The following is a 19,223-nucleotide window of genomic DNA, read 5'->3' on the forward strand; positions in this document are numbered from 1 at the left end:
TTTCTTCTCCACGGAGAGGCTCACTCCGCCGGATGAGCCGGAGGAACGTCCTTGCGCCGCGATGGCAGATCCTCGCCGTGCGCAACCTGACCTGTTTGCGCCCGCAGCTTGTCGATCAGTTCGCCCACATAGGTGGCGGGCTTGGTGAAGCCGCCGATGAGCAGGTAGATCGAGGGCACCACCAGCATGGTCAGGATGGTCGAGACCGTCACGCCGCCCACGATCACCGTGCCGATGGCGTTGCGCGCCTCGGCACCGGCGCCGGTGGACCAGGCGAGCGGGATCGCGCCGCCGATCATGGCGATGGATGTCATCAGGATCGGCCGCAGGCGCAGGACCGAGGCTTCGAGCACCGCATCGTGCACCGAATATCCGCGCTCGCGCAGCTGGTTCGAGAACTCGACGATCAGGATGCCGTTCTTGGTCATGAGGCCGATGAGCAGGATCATGCCGATCTGGCTGTAGATGTTGAGCGTCTGCCCGGTGACGAACAGCGCCAGCAATCCGCCGGTCACCGCGAGCGGCACGGTCAGCATGATGATGAACGGATTGATCCAGCTCTCGAACTGCGCCGCCAGCACCAGGAACACCACGAGCAGCGCCATGGCGAAGGTCACGTAGATCGCCCCGGTGGAGTCGAGAAAGTCCTTCGACTGGCCGTTATAGCCGATGCGCACTTCCGCCGGCAGGTTGTCGCGCACGATCTGCTGCAGGATCTCCAGGCCCTCGCCGATGGAGACGCCCGGAGCGAGCGACGACTGGATCGTGATCGAGCGCAGGCGGTCGAAGCGGTTCAGGGCCTGTGGCGCGGCCGATTCCGTCAGGGTGACGAAGGAGGAGAGCGGAACCAGTTCGTTGTTGGCGGCCCGGATGAAGGTGTTGGTGAGATCGTTCGGCGTCGCCCGGTCCTGAGCGCGGGCGCGCATGATCACCGGGTACTCGTCACCACGGCTGACGAAGGTCGAGACCTCGGTCTCGCCGAACATCAGCTGGAGCGTGCGCCCGATATCCTCCACCGAGACGCCGAGATCGGCGGCGCGCTGGCGGTCGATCTGCACGCGGATATCCGGCTGCGACTCGCGGTAGTTCGAGTCCATGTTGATGAACTTGCCCGTCTCCTGGGCCTTCTGCATGACGATGTCGCGCCAGCCCCGGATCGTCTCGTAATCGGGCCCGCCAAGCACGAACTGGATCGGCTGGCCGAAACCGCCGGCCCCGCCGAAGGCGGGCGGGTTGACCACCGACACGCGCGCGCCGGGGAAGTTCGACACCTTCGGGGTCAACTGGCGCACGATGTCCTGCTGGCTCTCGGTGCGCTCCTCCCAGGGCACGAGACGCACGATCACGAGGCCTTCATTGACCGGGGAGGGGCGCGCGAAGCCCGGCGCGACTTGGCTCAGCATGGAGCCGATGACGCCCTGCTCCTGCAGGGGCATGATGGCCTTCTCGACCTCCTTCACCCGGTCGCGGGTGTAGTCGAGGCTTGCGCCTTCCGGAGCCTGAATTCGCACGATGATCGCGCCGCGATCCTCCGTGGGGGCGAATTCCTTCGGCAGCGACTGGAACAGGCCATAGGCCGAGAGCGAAACGAGGAAGCCGATGAACAGGATGACGACCGGGATCCGCAAGGCGCGCGACAGCAGCCAGCGGTAGCCGCTGTTCATCTTCTCGAAGACCGGCTCGGTCATGCGCTGGATGCGGCCGTGGGCCGGGACCATCAGCTTGGAGCACATCATCGGTGTAAGGGTTCGCGCCACCACGCCCGAGAAGAAGATGGAGGCCGCCAGCGTGATGCCGAACTCGCGGAAGAGCTTGCCCGTGTTGCCGGTCATGAAGGCGAGCGGCACGAACACGGCCATCAGGGTGGCCGTGGTGGCGATCACCGCGAAGCCGATCTCGCGGGCGCCGTCGAACGAGGCGAGCAGCGGCGGTTGCCCTTCCTCGATGCGCCGGTGCACGTTCTCGATCTCAACGATCGCATCGTCCACCACGATGCCGATGGCGAGCACGATGGCGAGCAGGGTCAGCACGTTGATGGACGCGCCGAAGAAGGCCATGACCATGAAGGCTGCCGTGATGGAGACCGGGATCGCCACCATGGCCACGATGGTCGAGCGCCAGTCGCGCAGGAAGACCAGGATCACGAGGATCACCAGCGCCACGCCCTCCAGAAGAGTCTTCAGGACGCCATCGATGGAGGCGCGGATGAATTGGCTCTCATCATAGGCCACTTCCGTCACAGTGCCGGGCGGAAGCGCCGACTTGAGCTCCTCCAGCTCCTTGCGCACGCCTTCGACGACGGAGAGCGTGTTGGCGGTCGATTGGCGCACCACGCCCAGCCCGATGGCGGTCTCGCCGGACTGGTAGAACTCGAAGCGCGTGTCTTCCGGACCCACCTCGACCTGGGCCACCTCGCCGAGACGGACCAGATAGCCGTTCTTGTTGGTGACGATGACCTGCTGGAATTCCTCGGGCGTGGCGAGGCGGGAATCCGTCTTGACGGTGAATTCACGCTGGCTCGACTCGATCCGGCCGCCGGGCAGTTCCACGTTCTGGCGTTTGATGGCGGTCTCGAGATCCTGCACGGTCAGCCCGCGGGCCGCGAGCGCCGGCCGGTCGATCCAGATGCGCATGGCAAAGCGCCGCTCGCCGCTCAGGTTCACGTTGGCCACACCCGGAACGGTGGACAGGCGGTCCACATAAACGCGCTTGAGGAAGTCGCTGAGCTCGAGGGCATCGAGCGTGGTGGAGGTGACGCCTACCCACATGATGGCCGAGGCATTCGCATCGACCTTGCGCACCACCGGCGTATCGGCGTCGTCGGGCAGGCGTCCGGTCACGCGGGACACGGCGTCGCGAACGTCCGAGGTCGCCGCTTCCGGCTCGCGGGACACCTCGAACTCGATGGACACCGAGGAGCGGTCGTTCTGGCTTTGCGATGTGATCTGGCGGATGCCTTCAATGCCGGCGACCGCACCCTCGATGATCTCCGTCACCCGGCTCTCGATGACCTCGTTCGAGGCGCCGCGATAGACGGTGGACACCGACACGACAGGGCGGTCCACCTGCGGATATTCGCGAACCGGCAGATTCAGGAGCGCGGCCAAGCCGCCCACGATCAGCAGCAGGCTGACCACGACGGCGAAGACGGGGCGGCGGATGAAGAGGTCGGAAACCTGCATGGCTTTATTCGATCCCGTTAGGGTCAAGTCTTTCGACTGTGTCTTCGGTGTCATCCCCGGCGAGCGCAGCGAGGGAAGGGGATCCACTCACACGCTCGGAGCTATGGATCCCCTTCCCGGTCCTGCGGACCGCCGGGGATGACACGAACTGGTTCACTTCCGCTCAGCCGCCTGGGCGCTGCCGATGGCCTGCGGAACGTTCAGTGAGGAGCGGGAGGGCTGCTCCCGGTTCGCCGCCGGAACAGGGGCGGCAGGTGCGCCCGAGCCCACCGGGCGGGCGACAACCTCGGCGCCGGGCCGCACGCGCTGCACGCCCAGCACCACGATGGTCTCGCCGGGCTTCAGGCCCTCCACCACCTCCACCTTGCCGCCCTGGCGCTGGCCGATGATGATGACGCGGCGCTCCACCTTATTGTCCTTCACCGGATAAATGATGTGGCGCAGACCTTCGCTGACGACGGCCTCTTCCGGCACCACGACGGCATCGTCCTTCGTGGACACTTCGAGCGCCACGGACAGGAACATGCCGGGCTTCAGGGCCTCGTCAGGGTTCTCGAACTCGGCCGTCAGACGCGCCGTGCGGGTCGTCTGGTCCACGCGGGGATCGATGGTCGACACGGTGCCCCTGAACGTGCGGCCCCGGTAGGCTGCCGAGACGGCGTTGACCGCCTGACCGGGCTTCAGACGCCCCAGGAGGTTTTCCGGCACGGCGAAGTCGAGACGCACCTTGGACAGGTCGTCGAGGGAGGTGATCCGGGTGCCGGGCGCCACATAGGCACCGAGGGAGACGGAGCGGGTGCCGACGCGACCGGCGAAGGGGGCGCGGATCGTCAGCTCCTCGAGCCGCGCCTCGGCGGCCTTGCGCTGGGCCTGGGCGGAGGCAATCGAGCCTTCGAGGGACTTCATCTGCGCCGTCAGATCCTCGACCTGGGCGCCGGTGCCGGCGCCGGTGCGGTTGAGCGCCTGGGCGCGCTCGAGCTTGATGGCGACTTCGTTGCGGAGCGCCGTGGCGCGGTTGGCCTCGGCGACAGCCTGCTCGATGGCGGCGCGGCGCTCGGCGGCATCGAACTGCACCAGCGTGTCACCGGCCTTGACCTTCTGGCCTTCGTCGAAGCCGATCTCGCCGATGATGCCTGCCACTTTGGCGGTCACCGTGATCGATTCATAGGCACGCACCGTGCCCACCGATTCCCTGATCTCGACGATGCGGCCGGTCTTGACCGTGTCGACGTCGACCGTCGCCGGACCGGCGGGACCGCCGCGGCCGCCCGGGCCTCTCGGAGCGCCGGCCTGCTGACCGGCGGGCTGGCTCACATAGGCGCCGATCACGGGCACATTGGCCAGATGGCCGCCCTTGTAGGCGTACCAGCCGCCAAAGCCTGCCGCCCCCAGCATGGCGATGACAGCAAGTTGACCGGACACACGCATGCTTGCTCCTTACACGTCGTTCTTTATCGTTCGAAAGATCGGAACTCGTCCTAGCACAATATATGCCAATTACCTGATCGGATCCTTCTGAACACGATGTTTTGTATTACGATTTCGTAATCTGGAGGGCTGCCGCAACGACAGATCCTCCAGTAATCGCCTTGACCATGACCTTCGGCTCCGTCATACCGGTCGGCGGGACACCTCTCCCCACCGAGAGGCGCCCATCTGTAAGGATGGATCACATGACAGACCTGCCCGCCGCGCGTCCGCGCGCGCCCTTCTTTTCGTCCGGCCCTTGCGCGAAGCGCCCCGGATGGTCTCTCCAGAACCTGAAAACCGACAGCCTCGGTCGCTCGCACCGCGCCAAGCTCGGCAAGGCGCGCCTGAAGCTCGCCATCGACCTCACCCGCGAGGTGCTGGAGGTGCCGGCCGATTACCGCATCGGCATCGTGCCCGCCTCCGATACCGGCGCCGTGGAGATGGTGCTGTGGTCGATGCTCGGCGCCCGTCCAGTCGACATGCTAGCCTGGGAGAGCTTCGGCGAGGGCTGGGTCACGGATGTGGTCAAGCAGCTCAAGCTGTCCGATGCCCGCGTCATCAGCGCGCCCTATGGCGATCTTCCCGATCTCAAACGGGTCGACAGCAAGAACAGCGACGTGGTCTTTACCTGGAACGGCACCACCTCCGGCGTGCGCGTCCCGAACGCCGACTGGATCGCGGCTGATCGCGAGGGCCTGACCATCTGCGATGCCACCTCGGCGGCCTTCGCACAGAAGCTAGACTTCTCGAAGCTCGATGTAGTCACCTTCTCCTGGCAGAAGGTGCTGGGCGGCGAGGCGGCCCACGGCATGCTCATTCTCTCGCCCCGCGCGGTGGAGCGTTTGGAGACTTACAAGCCGGCCTGGCCGCTGCCCAAGATCTTCCGCATGACCAAGGGCGGCAAGCTCATCGAGGGCATCTTCGAGGGCGAGACCATCAACACACCGTCCATGCTGGCGGTCGAGGATTACATCGACGCCCTCGAATGGGCGAAGTCCATCGGTGGGCTGAATGCGCTCGTCGCCAAGGCCGATGCCAACGCGAAGGTCATCACCGACTGGGTCGCCAAGACTCCGTGGATCGCCAATCTGGCCAAGGATCAGGCCACCGCCTCCAACACCAGCGTGTGCCTGGTGATTGCCGATCCTGACGTGGTGGCCAAGGGCCCCGAGGCCGTGGTGCAGGTCGCCAAGGGCATCACCTCGGCTCTGGAGAAGGAAGGCGTCGCCCTCGACATCGGTGCCTATCGCGATGCTCCTCCGGGCCTGCGCATCTGGTGCGGGGCGACGGTCGAGCAATCCGATCTCGAAGCCCTGACGCCCTGGCTCGACTGGGCCTTCGCGCAGGAAAAGGCGAAGCTCGCGAAAGCGGCTTGATGTTCTTCACCCTCCCCTTGAGGGGGAGGGTCGACGCCCGTCAGGGCGGCGGGGTGGGGTGGAGACACCACACTAGCCGACTGTCCTCGGGCCTAACGCCAATAATTCAAACCGACTGCGCCGTTCACCCCACCCCGGCTCTTCGAGCCGACCCTCCCCCTCAAGGGGAGGGTGGGAACGGCGATAAACAACAGGTGCACCATGCCCGCTCCCCGCGTTCTCATTTCCGACGCTCTCTCTCCCGCCGCCGTGCAGATCTTCAAGGATCGCGGCATTGAGGTCGATTTCCAGCCTGACCTCGGCAAGGACAAGGACAAACTCGCCGCCATCATCGGCAACTACGATGGTCTCGCCATCCGCTCCGCCACCAAGGTGACGGCGAAGATCCTTGAGCAGGCCACAAACCTGAAGGTGATCGGCCGCGCCGGCATCGGCGTCGACAATGTCGAGATTCCCGCAGCGACCGCGAAGGGCATCATCGTGATGAACACGCCTTTCGGCAATTCCATCACCACGGCCGAGCACGCCATTGCCATGATGTTCGCGCTCGCCCGCCAGATCCCGCAGGCGGATGCCTCGACACAGGCCGGCAAGTGGGAGAAGAACCGCTTCATGGGCGTCGAGCTGACTGGCAAGGTGCTCGGCGTCATCGGTTGCGGCAATATCGGGTCCATCGTGGCCGACCGCGCCATCGGGCTGCGCATGAAGGTGATCGCCTACGATCCGTTCCTGTCGCCGGAGCGCGCGCTTGAGCTCGGTGTCGAGAAGGTGGAGCTCGACGACCTGCTGCGCCGCGCCGACATCATCACGCTGCACGTGCCGATGACGGAGAAGACGAAGAACGTGCTCTCGGCCGAGAACATCGCCAAGACCAAGAAGGGCGTGCGCATCGTCAACTGCGCCCGCGGCGGTCTCGTCGACGAGACGGCGCTTCGCGCTGCGCTCGATTCCGGCCATGTGGCGGGGGCGGCCTTCGACGTTTTCGTCGAGGAGCCGGCGACCTCGAACCCGCTCTTCGGCCATCCCAACGTGGTCTGCACGCCTCACTTAGGCGCCGCAACCACGGAGGCGCAGGAGAACGTGGCCCTGCAGGTGGCCGAGCAGATGTCGGATTACCTGCTGCAGGGCGCGATTCAGAACGCGGTGAACTTCCCGTCCATCACTGCGGAAGAGGCGCCGCGCCTGAAGCCGTTCGTCGCGCTCGCCGAGAAGCTCGGCTCGTTCCTCGGCCAGCTCACGGAAGCCCCGATCAAGGGTATCCGCATCGAGTACGAGGGCAATGTCGCGGAGATGAACACGCGCGCGCTCACCTCGGCTGCGGTGACCGGCGTGCTGCGGCCCTTCCTGCAGGACATCAACATGGTGTCGGCGCCGCTCGTGGCCCGCGACCGCGGCATCATGGTGGAAGAGGTCAAGCGCGAGAACGCAGCCCGCGACTACGAGAGCTTCATCCGCATCATCGTCGATGCGGAGGACATGTCGCGCCATGCGGGCGGCACCGTGTTCCAGGATGGCAAGCCGCGCGTGGTCGACATCCGCGACATCGCGGTCGACGCGGAGTTCGCCCCGCACATGATCTATGTGCGCAACGACGACAAGCCCGGCTTCATCGGCCGCTTCGGCACGCTGCTCGGCGAGTCCGGCGTCAATGTCGCGACCTTCGCGCTCGGCCGCGACAAGCCCGGCGGAGACGCCATCTGCTTCGTGTCGGTCGATCAGCCTGTCTCCGACGAGCTCCTGCGCCGGATCGAGGAGATCCCGCAGGTCAAGCGCGCCCGCGCCGTGCGGTTCTAGAGGTCAGGGCAATGGCTTCACCCCTGTCGCAGCGCTTCGTTCTGACGCTCGCCTGCCCGAACCGTCCCGGAATCGTGGCCGCCGTGGCAGGGCATCTGTCGGATGCGGGCCTCAACATCCTCGACGCCCAGCAATACGACGACACGCAGACGGACCGGTTCTTCATGCGTGTCGTCTTCAATCCCGTCGCAGGAGAAGGCGATCTCGATGCGCTGAAAGAGGGCTTTGCGCCCTTGGCTCAGCGCTTCTCCATGACCTGGACCCTGCGCGATCAGGCCGAGAAGCGCCGCGTCATGCTGCTGGTCTCGAAGTTCGACCATTGCCTCGCGGATCTGCTCTACCGCTGGCGCATCGACGAGCTCGATTTCGAGCCCGTCGGCGTCATCGCCAACCATCCGGTCGAGACCTACAGCCACGTGGATCTGGGCGATGTGCCGTTCCACTACCTTCCCGTCACGAAGGACACGAAGCTCGAGCAGGAAGCGAAGGTCTGGGAAATCATCCGCGAGTCGAAAGCCGATCTCGTGGTGCTTGCCCGCTACATGCAGGTTCTCTCGGACGGACTCGCCGCAAAGCTGTCAGGCCGCTGCATCAACATCCATCATTCATTCCTGCCCAGCTTCAAGGGTGCCAAGCCCTACCATCAGGCGCATACGCGCGGCGTGAAGCTGATCGGGGCGACGGCGCATTACGTCACGTCTGATCTGGACGAAGGCCCGATCATCGCGCAGGACGTGGAGTCGATCACACACCGTGACTCCGCAGACGACCTCGTGCGCAAGGGCCGCGACATCGAGCGCCGCGTGCTGGCCCGCGCCGTTCGCTACCACCTGGAAGACCGCATCCTGCTCAACGGCCGCAAGACGGTGGTGTTTGCGGATTAGCACAGGGGTCATGCCCGCACATGTTGCGGGCATCCAATGCTTCATCGCTTCACATCGCTCAACCCTCATCCTGAGAGGCCTGCGGAGCGGGCGTCTTGAAGGAGGATCCAGAGTGCACGGGAGACGCCCTCGTCCTTCAAGCCGGCCAGAGCATCGTGCGGACCCGGCGATGCCTCCATTGATGGAGGAAGCATCGGATCAGTCCCAAAAGTGGGGCCCACTTTTGGGACTGATCCGATGCCCTAGAAAAGGCTCAACTGTCCCGTCTCCTTTGGCGGTACCTTGAACAGATCCGTGCGCAGGCGCAGGTTCCGCTTGTTGAGCCCGAGCCGCTCGGCTGTGGTCTCGAAGCGGCGTCCGAGCATCCAGGCATAGGGGCCGACTCCGGATTGACGGGTGCTCCAGTTCGCGTCGTAATCCTTGCCGCCGCGGGCTTCCTGAAGCAGCGTGAAGACGTGGTTGAGCTTGTCGGGGTAATGGTCGACGAGCCAGTCGCGCATCAGGTCCTTCAGGTCGTGCGGCAGCCGCAGGAGCACGTAGCCGGCCTCCTGCACGCCTGCCTCCGCGCAGGCCTTCAGGATGGCTTCGATCTCGTGATCGTTGATGGCCGGAATGATCGGGGCGACCAGAACCGTCACGGGAATGCCCGCCTCGGTGAGCTTGCGGATCGTCTCGAGCCGCTTGGCCGGCGTGGCTGCACGGGGCTCCATGCGGCGGGCGAGCTTCGGGTCGAGGGTCGTCACCGAGATCGCCACCTTGGCGAGCTGCCGCTCGGCCATGGGACCTAAGAGATCAATGTCCCGGGTGACCAAGGCCGATTTGGTCACGATGGCGACCGGGTGGTTCATCCGGTTCAGCACCTCCAGAATGGACCGCGTGATGCGGAAGCGCCGCTCCACCGGCTGATAAGGATCGGTGTTCGAGCCCAGCGCGATGGGTGTCGGCTGGTACTTCGAGGATTGCAGCTCCTTCTCCAGGAGTTCTGCCGCATTGGGCTTGGCGAAGATCTTGGTCTCGAAATCGAGGCCTGAGGACAGGCCCTGATAGGCATGGGTGGGCCTGGCGAAGCAATAGGAGCAGCCGTGCTCGCAGCCGCGATAGGGATTGATCGACTTCTCGAACAGGATGTCGGGCGAATCGTTGCGGGTGATGATGGTGCGCGGCTTCTCGACGATCACCTCGGTGGGCAGTGTCGGAAGCTCCTCCTCGATGTCCCAGCCGTCGTCAAAAGCCTCGCGCTGGGCGGGCTCATAGCGGCCGGACGGATTGGCCGAGGCGCCGCGGCCGCGGCGGCGGTCCACCTCGACGCGATAAGCCGGGTCGTCCATGCGCCGCCGGGCAGCCTCGGCCGCCTCCAGGGGCGTGCGTTTCACGGGCCTGGAGAGGAGGGGATCGCGGGCATTGTCTTTGGCGCGAACACGCATGGCGGCCTCGAGCGAATCTGTTTTTGGAAGCCATAAGTTTAAGAACAAAACAGGAACAAAATCAAGAGGTGATCGGCAAATTGCCCTGGCGACGAGCCGGCAAAGAGCCGCTATAGTGTTCAGATGATTACCGTTCTCGTTCGCGTCTCCCATGGGCCCGAGGCTCTGGCCGCCACCTTGAGTGCTCTCGTTCCGGCCGTTGCCGCAGGGCTGATCGGCGATGCCGTGATCCTGGCCGACAGGCAGGATGAAACCCTGGCGAAGGTCGCCGATGCCGCCGGCGCAACCCTGGTGACGGCCGAGCGGGGCTCCTGGACCGAAGGGGCGACGGTTGCGCGGCGCGACTGGCTGTTGTGCCTCGATGACGGCGACATCCCGCAGGAGGGCTGGATCCGGGTGCTCGACCGCTTCGTGGCCTTGTCCAGGCCCGAGCAGGGGCTTGCCAGGATGCGGCGTCGGCGCGGCGGCGTGGCGAGTGCCCTTACCAATCTGTTCGCGGATTCAAGGGTGCGGGCCGGCGATCTGGTTCACCGCCGGGTACTGATGAAAGAGGTGAGGGCCCGCATGCCGGTGCGGCTCTCCGCCACCATCGAACGCGATCCTGTCTTCGGTTGAGCCATCGATGAACGATTCCTCCTCCCCAAGTGCGTTCTGCCAGGATGCGGAGCTCGGTTACGAGCGCAGCCGCACGCGTTTCACGTCGGGCGAGGGTCTCATCCTTGATGAAACCTATCGGCTCGCGCATCTCCCGCTCGTGGCGCCGGATCATCCGCGCGTCATCAGGACGCGGGAAGGCTCGTCCTACGTGATGGGCCGGCATGAGCGGGTGTTCTCCCTCGTGCTGCCGATCTCCGGCGACCTCCTGTTCGAATCCGCAGCCTTTTGCGAGTTGAACGAGGCGATGAGGGCGGCGCCATTCGCTCGGAAGATTGCCTGGGATCTTCTGGGCAGACGCCAGGACAAGCTGCATGCAACGATCTGCGGTTCGCTTTCATCCGGAGAACCGCCTGTTCTCTCCCCGATGCAGCGGCAGGAATTGGTAAAGTTCGGTCCCATCCATGTCGCGCTGCGGGGATTGTTCTCCGGCAATGTGAATCGCGGAAGGCTCTATCTCCGGGCCTATCCTGAGAGCCGGCAGGGAGAGAACGTCTTCCGGCGCATTCAGCGCAGCCTGGGCTGCCGCGAAACTGATCTTTATGTGGTCGGTCTCTACAACATGACGGACGATCTCGATCCCGATGAGACCGCGGCGCTCGCCTCCCTGATCGAGAACTGGTGGGACAGGACGATCCTGCAGTTCACTGTCGATCATCTGTGGCTCATGGGAGCCTGTGACGACCTCGTCCTCGACTCCGCGATTGAAGAGACCATCCAGCTGGTGTGACGCAGAACGGTCGCGTCCTCAGGCTTTCAGCTTCCCGCGCTTCAGGTGCTCGTCGAGGCGCGGCATGATCTCGACGAAATTGCAGGGCCTGTGGCGGTAATCGAGCTGGGTCGACAGGATGCCGTCCCAGGCATCCTTGCAGGCGCCGGGCGAGCCCGGCAGCACGAACACGAAGGTCGTGCCGATCACCCCGGCCGTCGCCCGCGACTGGATCGTCGAGGTGCCGATCTTGTCGTAGGAGATGCGGTGGAAGACGGCGGAGAACCCCTCCATCCGCTTGTCGAACAGGGGCTCGATCGCCTCCGGCGTCACGTCGCGGCCGGTGAAGCCCGTGCCACCCGTGGTGATGATCACATCAATGGTGGGCTCGGCGATCCAGCCCTGTACCTTCGCGCGGATCGCCTCCACGTCGTCCGTCACGATGGCGCGGTCGGCGAGCCTGTGCCCTGCCTTCGTCAGCCGCTCGGCGAGCGTGGTGCCGGATTTGTCCTCCTCCAGCGAACGCGTGTCGGAAACCGTCAGCACGGCGATGCTGAGCGGGACGAAGGGGAGGGTGTCGTCGATGCCGGGCATGATGGGACTCTGATCCAGAAGCGTTCGCCTCTCCCGTCATACCGGGCCTTGGGCCGGGGATCCACGTCTCAAATCGTTCAAGACGTGAATGGCCGGGACTGATTTCGGATCCCGTCCGGGGACGGCCCTAACGTGAAAAAATAGGTTCGTGACGGCTCTGTGCTACCGCTTCCGCTCCGCGAGCCAGATGCCGCCGAGCACCAGCACGAGGCCGAGCGCGTGATAGAGCGCAAAGGGCTCGCCCAGCAGCACCACGGCGAGCAGGGCGCCGAAGACCGGCACGAGGTTGACAAAAAGGCCTGCCCTGGCTGGTCCGATGAGCTCCACGCCGCGCATGAAGAACACCTGCGACAGCAGGGACGGCAGCAGGCCCACATAGAGCAGGATCAGCCATCCTTTCGCGGTCGGGAGTTGCAGGCTGCCCTGCGCCGCCTCGATCCACAGAAGGGGCAGTGAGGTCGCAAAGGCCACAACCGCCAGCGCCGCGAAGAAGATGAGGCCCGGAAGCGCAGGGCGGTGTCGAAGGCCAAGCGTGTAGCCCGCGTAGAACACGCAGGCGATCAGCGTCCAGACATCGCCGATATTGAGCGCGAGCGTCCGCAGGATCTCGAAATCGGCTTTGACCGAGACCAGGATCACGCCGAGGATCGTGACGATCATGCCCATGACCTGCAGCGGGATCACGCGAGCCTTGAAGAACAGGACGGTGCCCAGAAGGACGAGAACCGGGATCGAGCCCTGGAAGATCGTGAGGTTCACGGCGGTCGTGTGGTGGGCGGCCGCGTAGAACAGGGCGTTGAAGCCAGTGAAGCCGAACGCCCCCATCAGGACCGTGAACACCCAGCGCTCCCGGATCCGCGGCCAAGCCGCAACCACCTGCCGGCCGACCAGCGGCAGCAGCACGACCACGACGATGACCCAGCGCAGGCAGGTGAGCATCATGGGCGAGACCTCGCCCACGGCGAGCCGCCCGGCAATGGCATTGCCGCCCCACATCAGCGTGGTGAGGGTCAGGAGCACATAAGCCTGCCCCCATGTTCCCTTCCAAAACGCGTGCAGGATATTCATCGGAGGCTCGACCTTATTGCACTTGTCGCCGCGCGCCGTTCGGCTAAACCGACAAAAAAGCAAGCGGGTGGCATGCATGGCCTTACGGTTTCTGGTGGTTGAGGGCAATACGCGGGGCGCAAGGCAGGCCCACAAGGAAGCCTATGGACTCACTCTCTCCGAGTCCTATGCGGAGGTCATCCATGGAATTGCGCAGGACGCTGTGTGCGACATCGCCTTCCCGACGGACGAGGGAGCGAACCTGCCGGATGCGGCGGGGCTCGAATCCTATGACGGCATCGTGCTCACCGGCTCCCATCTCAACATCTACGACCGCACGCCCGACATCCTGAGCCAGATCGACCTGATGCGGGCGATTTTCGCCTCCCGCACCCCTGCCTTCGGCTCCTGCTGGGGCCTGCAGGTGGCAACGGTTGCGGCGGAGGGCGACGTGCAGCAGAACCCTCTCGGTCGTGAGGTCGGCATCGCCCGCAGGCTCACTCGGACGGAGGCGGGCAGGGGACATCCGTTGCTCGAGGGCCGCCCGGCTTCCTACGACGCACCCGCCATCCATCTCGACATGGTGACCACCGTGCCGGAGGGTTGCACCGTGCTCGCGAGCAACGCGATCTCGCCGGTTCAGGCGGCCGAAATCCGCCGCGACGGCGGCACCTTCTGGGGTGTGCAATATCATCCCGAGTTTTCGCTCGGCGAACTCGCGGCCATCCTCAGCCGCCGCACCGACATCCTCGTGCGGGAGGGCTTCTGCCGCACGCACGAGGAGGCTGCGGCCTATGCGGAGGATCTGGCCGTGCTCGACAAGGATCCGGCGCGGTTCGACCTCGCCTGGCGCCACGGCATCGACGCCGAGGTTCTGGAGCCTCATCGCCGCACCCGCGAGATCCGCAACTTTATCGAGCACCGGGTCAGGACCGAAAAGAGCGCACGCGGGCGGGCTTGAGGCCGGGCAGGGAGTGCCTGTCCGTCAAGGGTCTCGTTTTCCCGAAGGGGAGCCGGTCAGCGCGAGCCGCGCCAGTTCGGCTGCGGTCCTGCGAACGTCATCCTCCGCATAGTCGGTGGCCCGGGTCTGGGCCGGTGAGGCCTCGGGGTCGGACAGACGGTCACCGTCAATCGCGAAGGTGTAGGACCGTCCATCCGGCGTGAAAGTCACGATAAGCGCATCGCCGTCACGTTCGAGCCGGAAGTCGTCTGTCTTCGGGGCGTTCGGGTGAGCCTGCATCGCTTCCTCCATGCTGATGACGCCGCCGACCTCAGGAAGCCTTGGCGGATGGCGTCCGTCCACCATTCTCCAACTCCCGGATCAGCGCCTTCATCTCGTCGATCTCGCGGCGCTGGGCGCTGATGATGTCGTCGGCGAGCTTTCTGACGCGTGGGTCGGAGATGTGGGCCCGCTCGCTCGTCAGGATCGCGATGGAATGATGCGGGATCATCGCCTTCATCCAGGACACATCCTCGACGGTGGCTTGGCTGCGGACGAGATAGAGGGCTCCTGCAAAGGCGATCACACCGACGAGGAGAATGCCGAGATTCGCCGCCTTGTTCGTGTACATGCCGAGCATGAAGACCAGCATCACGACGGCCATCGCAGCGCCCATGATCAGAGCCATATAGGCCCGCGTCTCGCTCCAATAGACGTGATCGAGGGAGTAGACGTTCAGGTACATGAGACCGAACATCACGATGGTGGAGGTCGCGATCATCGCGGCGAAGCGCAGATATTTCGACATGGGATGTCCTTGTCCTTCATGCGGCAGGGACCTGACGATCAACAGGGGCGGCGGGTTCGGGTTCCCTTCCGCTTTCGCTCCGGCCGGGAGCGACACCGGCCAGGGATGACACCCTCCGCGTCACCCCCGGGCTTGATCCGGGGATTTCTGTCTCTGCTGTCCATCTCTCCAGCCTCATCCTGAGGAGCAGCGAAGCTGCGTCTCGAAGGATCGTCCAGCACCCTCTGGAGCCTCCTTCGAGACGGTCACTGACGTGACCTCCTCAGGATGAGGGCTACGGGTGTGAGGCCACGTCTTGTTCTCACTTTGTTCTTGACTTTGGTCCTAAGCTGGGCTATATCATGGTTCATCCTCGTCCACAGAGGGGCGCGCTCGCGAGGCGTCGCAGATGCGGGACGGGGCGCGGTCCCGCCGCAGGTCTCGCACGCCTGTGATCGCGGGTGGCCGATCCTGGCGCAGATCCAGGTCCGCTGAAACAAACCGCGCGTGACGAGCAGATCCGGCTCTTCACTTCTCACCACCCATCGAGCCGGGCTGCCCAGCACGCCTCCCTCGATCTCACCTGACGGCTCGCAGCCCACCCGCTGCGGGCCCGAAGGTGCTGGCCGTTTGACAACCAGAGCAACAGCTATCCCGAAGACCCATGCCCTGAGAACGGTAACGCTGCAAGGACACGGATCCCTGCTCAAGGCGGTTAACGCGTGGGAGGAACCATCCCGGCCTTTCGCTTTATCCGCATCTCCATCCAAGCGCGTCTGATCGAGAACGGGATGTGCTCAGGCCTATCCAGGCTCTGCACATTGCCCGACAGACTATCAAACGAAGCGGAGTCCACGCGATCTCTGATGTTTCGGACCCGGTTCTAAGGCTGATCGACCTATGTTATCACGTGCGTCCTCATGGGGGTTGATGATGGGTAAGGTCTATAAGGTTGACGTGGAAACGATGATCTCAGCGCTCGGCGGCACAGGCCGTGAGCAGAGACCAGCCATCACCGCCTTGGACGATGGCGGCTGGCTGGTCGTCTGGCGTCGAGAGATTGCAGGCGGCGAAGATGTTCTCGGCCAGAGATACGGTCAGAACGGCGAGCCAGTTGGAGGCCCCATAAGAGTATCTGAAGACGGAGGATACAACATCAGCCCGTCTGTTCTGGCCTTGCCGGGTGGCGGATGGGTTGCTTTTTGGGCCAACGGCACCGGGATCTTTCAAAGACAATTCGATAGCGGCGGAAACCCGGTCGCCGGGGCGATCCGTGTCAATACGGGTACCGGGTCTGTCAATGAACCCGAGGTCTGCGTGCTTCCCGATGGAGGCTGGGTCGTCACTTGGTACTCCAATCAGGACAGCGATATTTATCAACGCATTTTCGACAGCAGCGGCAACCCCAATCCGGATGGGGATCGACCCATCCCGCAGAACACGGCTGGAACGCAGGCCAATCACCAGATCGCGGCCCTCGCGGAGGGCGGCTGGGTCGTTATCTGGCAGGGCAGCTCAGGCATTTACCAAAGACGCTTCGATGCGGATGGCGAGGTCCTCTCCGATGATGTCGTCGTCTCCGCCGCCGGCGCTTTTCCAAGCATAACCGGCTTGAGCGATGGGGGCTGGATCGTCACCTGGAGCGGCGCTGGCGGCCTTCACCAGAAACGCTTCGACAAGAACGGTCAGGCAGCCGATGTCGAGGCCGTCGTTGCGGCGGCTACCGATGGTTTTGTCCACCACGTCACAGACCTGGCGGATGGCGGGTGGGTCGTCACTTGGTCCGCGGACGATGGGCAGGGTCGCGGCATCTATCAGAAGGCGTTCGACAAGTTCGGACGGGCGGCATCCGACGCGCACATGCCGGTCAATACCGATACAGCCGGTGATGGGACTTGGCCCGTCGTCACGGCGCTGAACGATGGAAGCTGGGTCGTCGCATGGCAGTCTAATCAGACTGGCTCCCATGAGATCTATCAGCAGCGCTTCAAGATGAACGAGGCGCCGAGCGATCTCGCCTTGAGCGCCGCGACCGTCATGGAGGCAGAGACCAGCGACATGGTTGTGGGCACATTGTCTGCCAAGGATGCCGATGTGGCGATAGCGGGCGATACGCTCACCTATACCCTGCTCGACAATGCGGGAGGGCGTTTCGCCATCCAGGGCGACAAGCTCGTCGTCGCCGATGGCCTGAGGCTCGATCATGAGCAGGCAGCCTCTCACACCATCAAGGTGCGCGTGGCGGACCGGGACGGCCTGGGCGAGGAGAAGACCTTTACGGTCGGCGTGACGGACCGGTCGCCTGAGAAGATCAGGGGCAGCAACGGTCACGATGTGCTGTGGGGCGATGTGGGAGCGGATTCCTTCTCAGGCCTCGGCGGCAACGACAGGCTTGTCGGAGACAATGGCCGCGACAGGCTCGATGGCGGACTCGGCAACGACACGCTCAGCGGTGGCTATGGCAATGACATTCTGATCGGCGGCAAGGGCAAGGATGCGTTCGCATTCACCGCGAAGCTCGGCACCTCCAAGACGAACCGGAAGGTGAACTTCGATACGATCAGCGATTTCAAACTGAGGGAGGACAAGATCCACCTGGAGAACGCGGTCTTCTCCAAGCTCAAGAAGGCAGGCAAGCTGAGCACATCGTTCTTCACCATCGGCGACAAGGCCAAGGATAAGAACGACTACATCGTCTACAACAAGAAGACCGGCGTTCTGTCCTACGATCCGGACGGCTCGGGGGCCAGGAAGGCGATCGAATTCGCCAAGGTGAAGGCGAAGCTCAACTTGAAAGCCTCCGATCTTATCGTGATCTGATCAGGCTCGGGCAGCTCGGCCGGCAACCGCATGGCCTGGCCGTGGCGGTTTTCGTCGGTCGCCAACCATGGAGAACCACATTCCCGCCTTTCCGATGCCTATGATGCATGGGTGCAGGGCTCATTCCGCCTTGACCTGAGGCGCGTGATCCACCATGAGGGTTTGCAAGGTTTTTAACCCAACCCTGGCCTTGCGCCGGGGTTTTTTCATGTGAGGGTTTGAGCGATGGCGAACGTGGTTGTCGTGGGCGCCCAGTGGGGCGACGAAGGCAAGGGCAAGATCGTCGACTGGCTGTCCGAACAGGCGGATGTGGTCGTACGGTTCCAGGGCGGCCACAATGCCGGCCATACCCTCGTGATCGGCGACAAGGTCTACAAGCTCTCGCTCCTGCCCTCCGGCGTCGTGCGCCCGAACAAGCTCTCGGTCATCGGCAACGGCGTCGTGCTCGATCCGCATGCGCTCGCCGGCGAGGTGGAGCGTCTGGCCGAGCAGGGCGTCGCGATCAGCCGCGAGAACCTGCGCGTGGCCGAGAACGCCACGCTGATTCTCTCGATCCACCGCGAACTCGATGCCCTGCGCGAGAGCGGCAGCGCCGGCACCAAGATCGGCACCACCAAGCGCGGCATCGGCCCGGCCTACGAGGACAAGGCAGGCCGCCGTGCCATCCGCCTCATGGACCTCGCCGATCTCTCGTCGCTGCGCGACAAGATCGACCGCCTGCTCACGCACCACAATGCCCTGCGCCGCGGCTTCGGCCTCGCTGAGTTCAAGCCCGAGGAGATCTACGAGGAGCTGGCCTCGGTCGCGCCGAAAGTGCTGCCTTACATGGATGCCGTGTGGCGCCTGCTCGACGAGGAGCGCCGGGCCGGCAAGCGCATCCTGTTCGAGGGCGCGCAAGGGGCGCTGCTCGATGTCGATCACGGCACCTATCCCTTCGTCACCTCGTCCAACACGGTGGCCGGCCAGGCGGCGACCGGTTCGGGCATGGGCCCCGGAGCCGTCGGCTACGTGCTCGGCATCGCCAAGGCCTACACGACCCGGGTGGGCGAGGGGCCGTTCCCGACCGAGCTCTTCGACGAGACCGGTGAGCTGATCGGCCAGAAGGGCAAGGAGTTCGGCGTGGTCACGGGCCGCAAGCGCCGCTGCGGCTGGTTCGACGCGACCCTCGTGCGCCAGACGGTGCGCACCTCGGGCATCGACGGCATCGCGCTCACCAAGCTCGACATCCTCGACGGCTTCGAGACCATCAAGATCGGTGTCGGCTACAAGCTCGATGGCCAGACCATCGACTACTTCCCGGCAAGCCAGGGCGCACAGGCCCGGGTCGAGCCGATCTACGAGGAGTTCGAAGGCTGGAGCGGCTCGACCGCGGGCGCCCGCTCCTGGGCGGACCTGCCGGCACAGGCCATCAAGTATGTCCGCCGCGTCGAGGAGCTGATCGGGGCGCCGGTCGCGGTGCTGTCCACCTCGCCCGAGCGTGACGACACAATCCTCATGAAGAACCCCTTTGAGGGTTGACGGCAAAGCCCCGGCGGGTCATTC

The 19,223-nt window shown here is 64.6% G+C and carries 15 protein-coding genes; 8 read left to right on the top strand and 7 right to left on the bottom strand.

Annotation, left to right across the window (positions count from 1 at the left end):
* Positions 1 to 20: 20 nt before the first annotated feature.
* Both FHR70_RS23090 and FHR70_RS23095 read right to left on the bottom strand, forming a co-directional pair.
* Positions 21 to 3,182 carry an efflux RND transporter permease subunit gene (locus FHR70_RS23090; RefSeq protein ID WP_183454670.1) on the bottom strand — a complete coding sequence of 1,054 codons (3,162 nt, stop codon included), beginning with the start codon at positions 3,180 to 3,182 and terminating at the stop codon, positions 21 to 23.
* 153 nt (positions 3,183 to 3,335) lie between these two features.
* Entirely contained in the window at positions 3,336 to 4,610 is a 1,275-nt protein-coding gene (locus FHR70_RS23095) for an efflux RND transporter periplasmic adaptor subunit (protein ID WP_183454672.1), read from the bottom strand.
* A 245-nt stretch (positions 4,611 to 4,855) separates the two neighbouring features.
* Here FHR70_RS23095 and FHR70_RS23100 point away from each other — a divergent pair, with 245 nt between their 5' ends.
* The 3 genes from FHR70_RS23100 (at position 4,856) to purU (ending at position 8,706) form a co-directional block, all read left to right on the top strand.
* A complete protein-coding gene (locus FHR70_RS23100) occupies positions 4,856 to 6,028 on the top strand; it encodes a phosphoserine transaminase (protein WP_183454674.1) in 1,173 nt (390 codons plus the stop codon).
* A 201-nt stretch (positions 6,029 to 6,229) separates the two neighbouring features.
* Positions 6,230 to 7,822 (top strand): phosphoglycerate dehydrogenase, encoded by a 1,593-nt coding sequence (gene serA, locus FHR70_RS23105; protein WP_183454676.1) that lies wholly within the window; start codon positions 6,230 to 6,232, stop codon positions 7,820 to 7,822.
* Positions 7,823 to 7,833: 11 nt separating this feature from the next.
* A complete protein-coding gene (purU, locus tag FHR70_RS23110) occupies positions 7,834 to 8,706 on the top strand; it encodes a formyltetrahydrofolate deformylase (RefSeq protein WP_183454678.1) in 873 nt (290 codons plus the stop codon).
* Positions 8,707 to 8,948: 242 nt separating this feature from the next.
* Here the strand turns inward: purU and FHR70_RS23115 are convergent, their stop codons facing one another.
* Positions 8,949 to 10,130 (bottom strand): PA0069 family radical SAM protein, encoded by a 1,182-nt coding sequence (locus FHR70_RS23115; RefSeq protein ID WP_183454680.1) that lies wholly within the window; start codon positions 10,128 to 10,130, stop codon positions 8,949 to 8,951.
* Positions 10,131 to 10,253: 123 nt separating this feature from the next.
* Between FHR70_RS23115 and FHR70_RS23120 the strand changes: the two genes are divergently transcribed.
* Together FHR70_RS23120 and FHR70_RS23125 are read left to right on the top strand one after the other, a co-directional pair.
* Positions 10,254 to 10,745, top strand: coding sequence for a hypothetical protein (locus tag FHR70_RS23120; RefSeq protein ID WP_183454682.1), 492 nt, complete (start codon positions 10,254 to 10,256; stop codon positions 10,743 to 10,745).
* A 7-nt stretch (positions 10,746 to 10,752) separates the two neighbouring features.
* The gene (locus FHR70_RS23125; protein WP_183454684.1) at positions 10,753 to 11,514 is read left to right on the top strand and encodes a hypothetical protein; all 762 of its coding nucleotides are present in this window, start codon (positions 10,753 to 10,755) and stop codon (positions 11,512 to 11,514) included.
* Between the two features lie 18 nt (positions 11,515 to 11,532).
* On the opposite strand, the gene moaB is transcribed toward FHR70_RS23125, so the two are convergent.
* On the bottom strand, positions 11,533 to 12,087 hold the full coding sequence (moaB, locus tag FHR70_RS23130; protein ID WP_183454686.1) for a molybdenum cofactor biosynthesis protein B: 555 nt from the start codon (positions 12,085 to 12,087) through the stop codon (positions 11,533 to 11,535).
* Positions 12,088 to 12,249: 162 nt separating this feature from the next.
* The gene (locus tag FHR70_RS23135; RefSeq protein WP_183454687.1) at positions 12,250 to 13,155 is read right to left on the bottom strand and encodes a DMT family transporter; all 906 of its coding nucleotides are present in this window, start codon (positions 13,153 to 13,155) and stop codon (positions 12,250 to 12,252) included.
* 76 nt (positions 13,156 to 13,231) lie between these two features.
* On the opposite strand from FHR70_RS23135, the gene FHR70_RS23140 reads away from it, so the two are divergent.
* On the top strand, positions 13,232 to 14,095 hold the full coding sequence (locus FHR70_RS23140; RefSeq protein WP_183454689.1) for a type 1 glutamine amidotransferase: 864 nt from the start codon (positions 13,232 to 13,234) through the stop codon (positions 14,093 to 14,095).
* Between the two features lie 24 nt (positions 14,096 to 14,119).
* Here the strand turns inward: FHR70_RS23140 and FHR70_RS23145 are convergent, their stop codons facing one another.
* Together FHR70_RS23145 and FHR70_RS23150 are read right to left on the bottom strand one after the other, a co-directional pair.
* A complete protein-coding gene (locus FHR70_RS23145) occupies positions 14,120 to 14,440 on the bottom strand; it encodes a hypothetical protein (RefSeq protein WP_183454692.1) in 321 nt (106 codons plus the stop codon).
* On the bottom strand, positions 14,406 to 14,882 hold the full coding sequence (locus FHR70_RS23150) for a DUF305 domain-containing protein (protein ID WP_183454694.1): 477 nt from the start codon (positions 14,880 to 14,882) through the stop codon (positions 14,406 to 14,408). The genes FHR70_RS23145 and FHR70_RS23150 overlap by 35 nt, the downstream gene beginning before the upstream one ends.
* A 912-nt stretch (positions 14,883 to 15,794) precedes the next feature.
* On the opposite strand from FHR70_RS23150, the gene FHR70_RS23155 reads away from it, so the two are divergent.
* Together FHR70_RS23155 and FHR70_RS23160 are read left to right on the top strand one after the other, a co-directional pair.
* Positions 15,795 to 17,681 (top strand): hypothetical protein, encoded by a 1,887-nt coding sequence (locus tag FHR70_RS23155; protein ID WP_183454696.1) that lies wholly within the window; start codon positions 15,795 to 15,797, stop codon positions 17,679 to 17,681.
* A 225-nt stretch (positions 17,682 to 17,906) separates the two neighbouring features.
* Complete coding sequence (locus FHR70_RS23160; RefSeq protein ID WP_183454698.1) at positions 17,907 to 19,199, top strand: adenylosuccinate synthase; 1,293 nt, start codon at positions 17,907 to 17,909, stop codon at positions 19,197 to 19,199.
* The last annotated feature ends 24 nt before the right edge of the window (positions 19,200 to 19,223 follow it).

The organism is Microvirga lupini (assembly GCF_014191055.1).
GTDB lineage: Bacteria > Pseudomonadota > Alphaproteobacteria > Rhizobiales > Beijerinckiaceae > Microvirga > Microvirga lupini_A.

Coding starts and splice junctions, on each gene's coding strand:
- FHR70_RS23090 (WP_183454670.1), bottom strand. CDS start 3,182: ATGCAGGTTTCCGACCTCTTCATCCGCCGCCCCGTCTTCGCCGTCGTG.
- FHR70_RS23095 (WP_183454672.1), bottom strand. CDS start 4,610: ATGCGTGTGTCCGGTCAACTTGCTGTCATCGCCATGCTGGGGGCGGCA.
- FHR70_RS23100 (WP_183454674.1), top strand. CDS start 4,856: ATGACAGACCTGCCCGCCGCGCGTCCGCGCGCGCCCTTCTTTTCGTCC.
- serA (WP_183454676.1), top strand. CDS start 6,230: ATGCCCGCTCCCCGCGTTCTCATTTCCGACGCTCTCTCTCCCGCCGCC.
- purU (WP_183454678.1), top strand. CDS start 7,834: ATGGCTTCACCCCTGTCGCAGCGCTTCGTTCTGACGCTCGCCTGCCCG.
- FHR70_RS23115 (WP_183454680.1), bottom strand. CDS start 10,130: ATGCGTGTTCGCGCCAAAGACAATGCCCGCGATCCCCTCCTCTCCAGG.
- FHR70_RS23120 (WP_183454682.1), top strand. CDS start 10,254: ATGATTACCGTTCTCGTTCGCGTCTCCCATGGGCCCGAGGCTCTGGCC.
- FHR70_RS23125 (WP_183454684.1), top strand. CDS start 10,753: ATGAACGATTCCTCCTCCCCAAGTGCGTTCTGCCAGGATGCGGAGCTC.
- moaB (WP_183454686.1), bottom strand. CDS start 12,087: ATGCCCGGCATCGACGACACCCTCCCCTTCGTCCCGCTCAGCATCGCC.
- FHR70_RS23135 (WP_183454687.1), bottom strand. CDS start 13,155: ATGAATATCCTGCACGCGTTTTGGAAGGGAACATGGGGGCAGGCTTAT.
- FHR70_RS23140 (WP_183454689.1), top strand. CDS start 13,232: ATGGCCTTACGGTTTCTGGTGGTTGAGGGCAATACGCGGGGCGCAAGG.
- FHR70_RS23145 (WP_183454692.1), bottom strand. CDS start 14,440: ATGGTGGACGGACGCCATCCGCCAAGGCTTCCTGAGGTCGGCGGCGTC.
- FHR70_RS23150 (WP_183454694.1), bottom strand. CDS start 14,882: ATGTCGAAATATCTGCGCTTCGCCGCGATGATCGCGACCTCCACCATC.
- FHR70_RS23155 (WP_183454696.1), top strand. CDS start 15,795: ATGGGTAAGGTCTATAAGGTTGACGTGGAAACGATGATCTCAGCGCTC.
- FHR70_RS23160 (WP_183454698.1), top strand. CDS start 17,907: ATGGCGAACGTGGTTGTCGTGGGCGCCCAGTGGGGCGACGAAGGCAAG.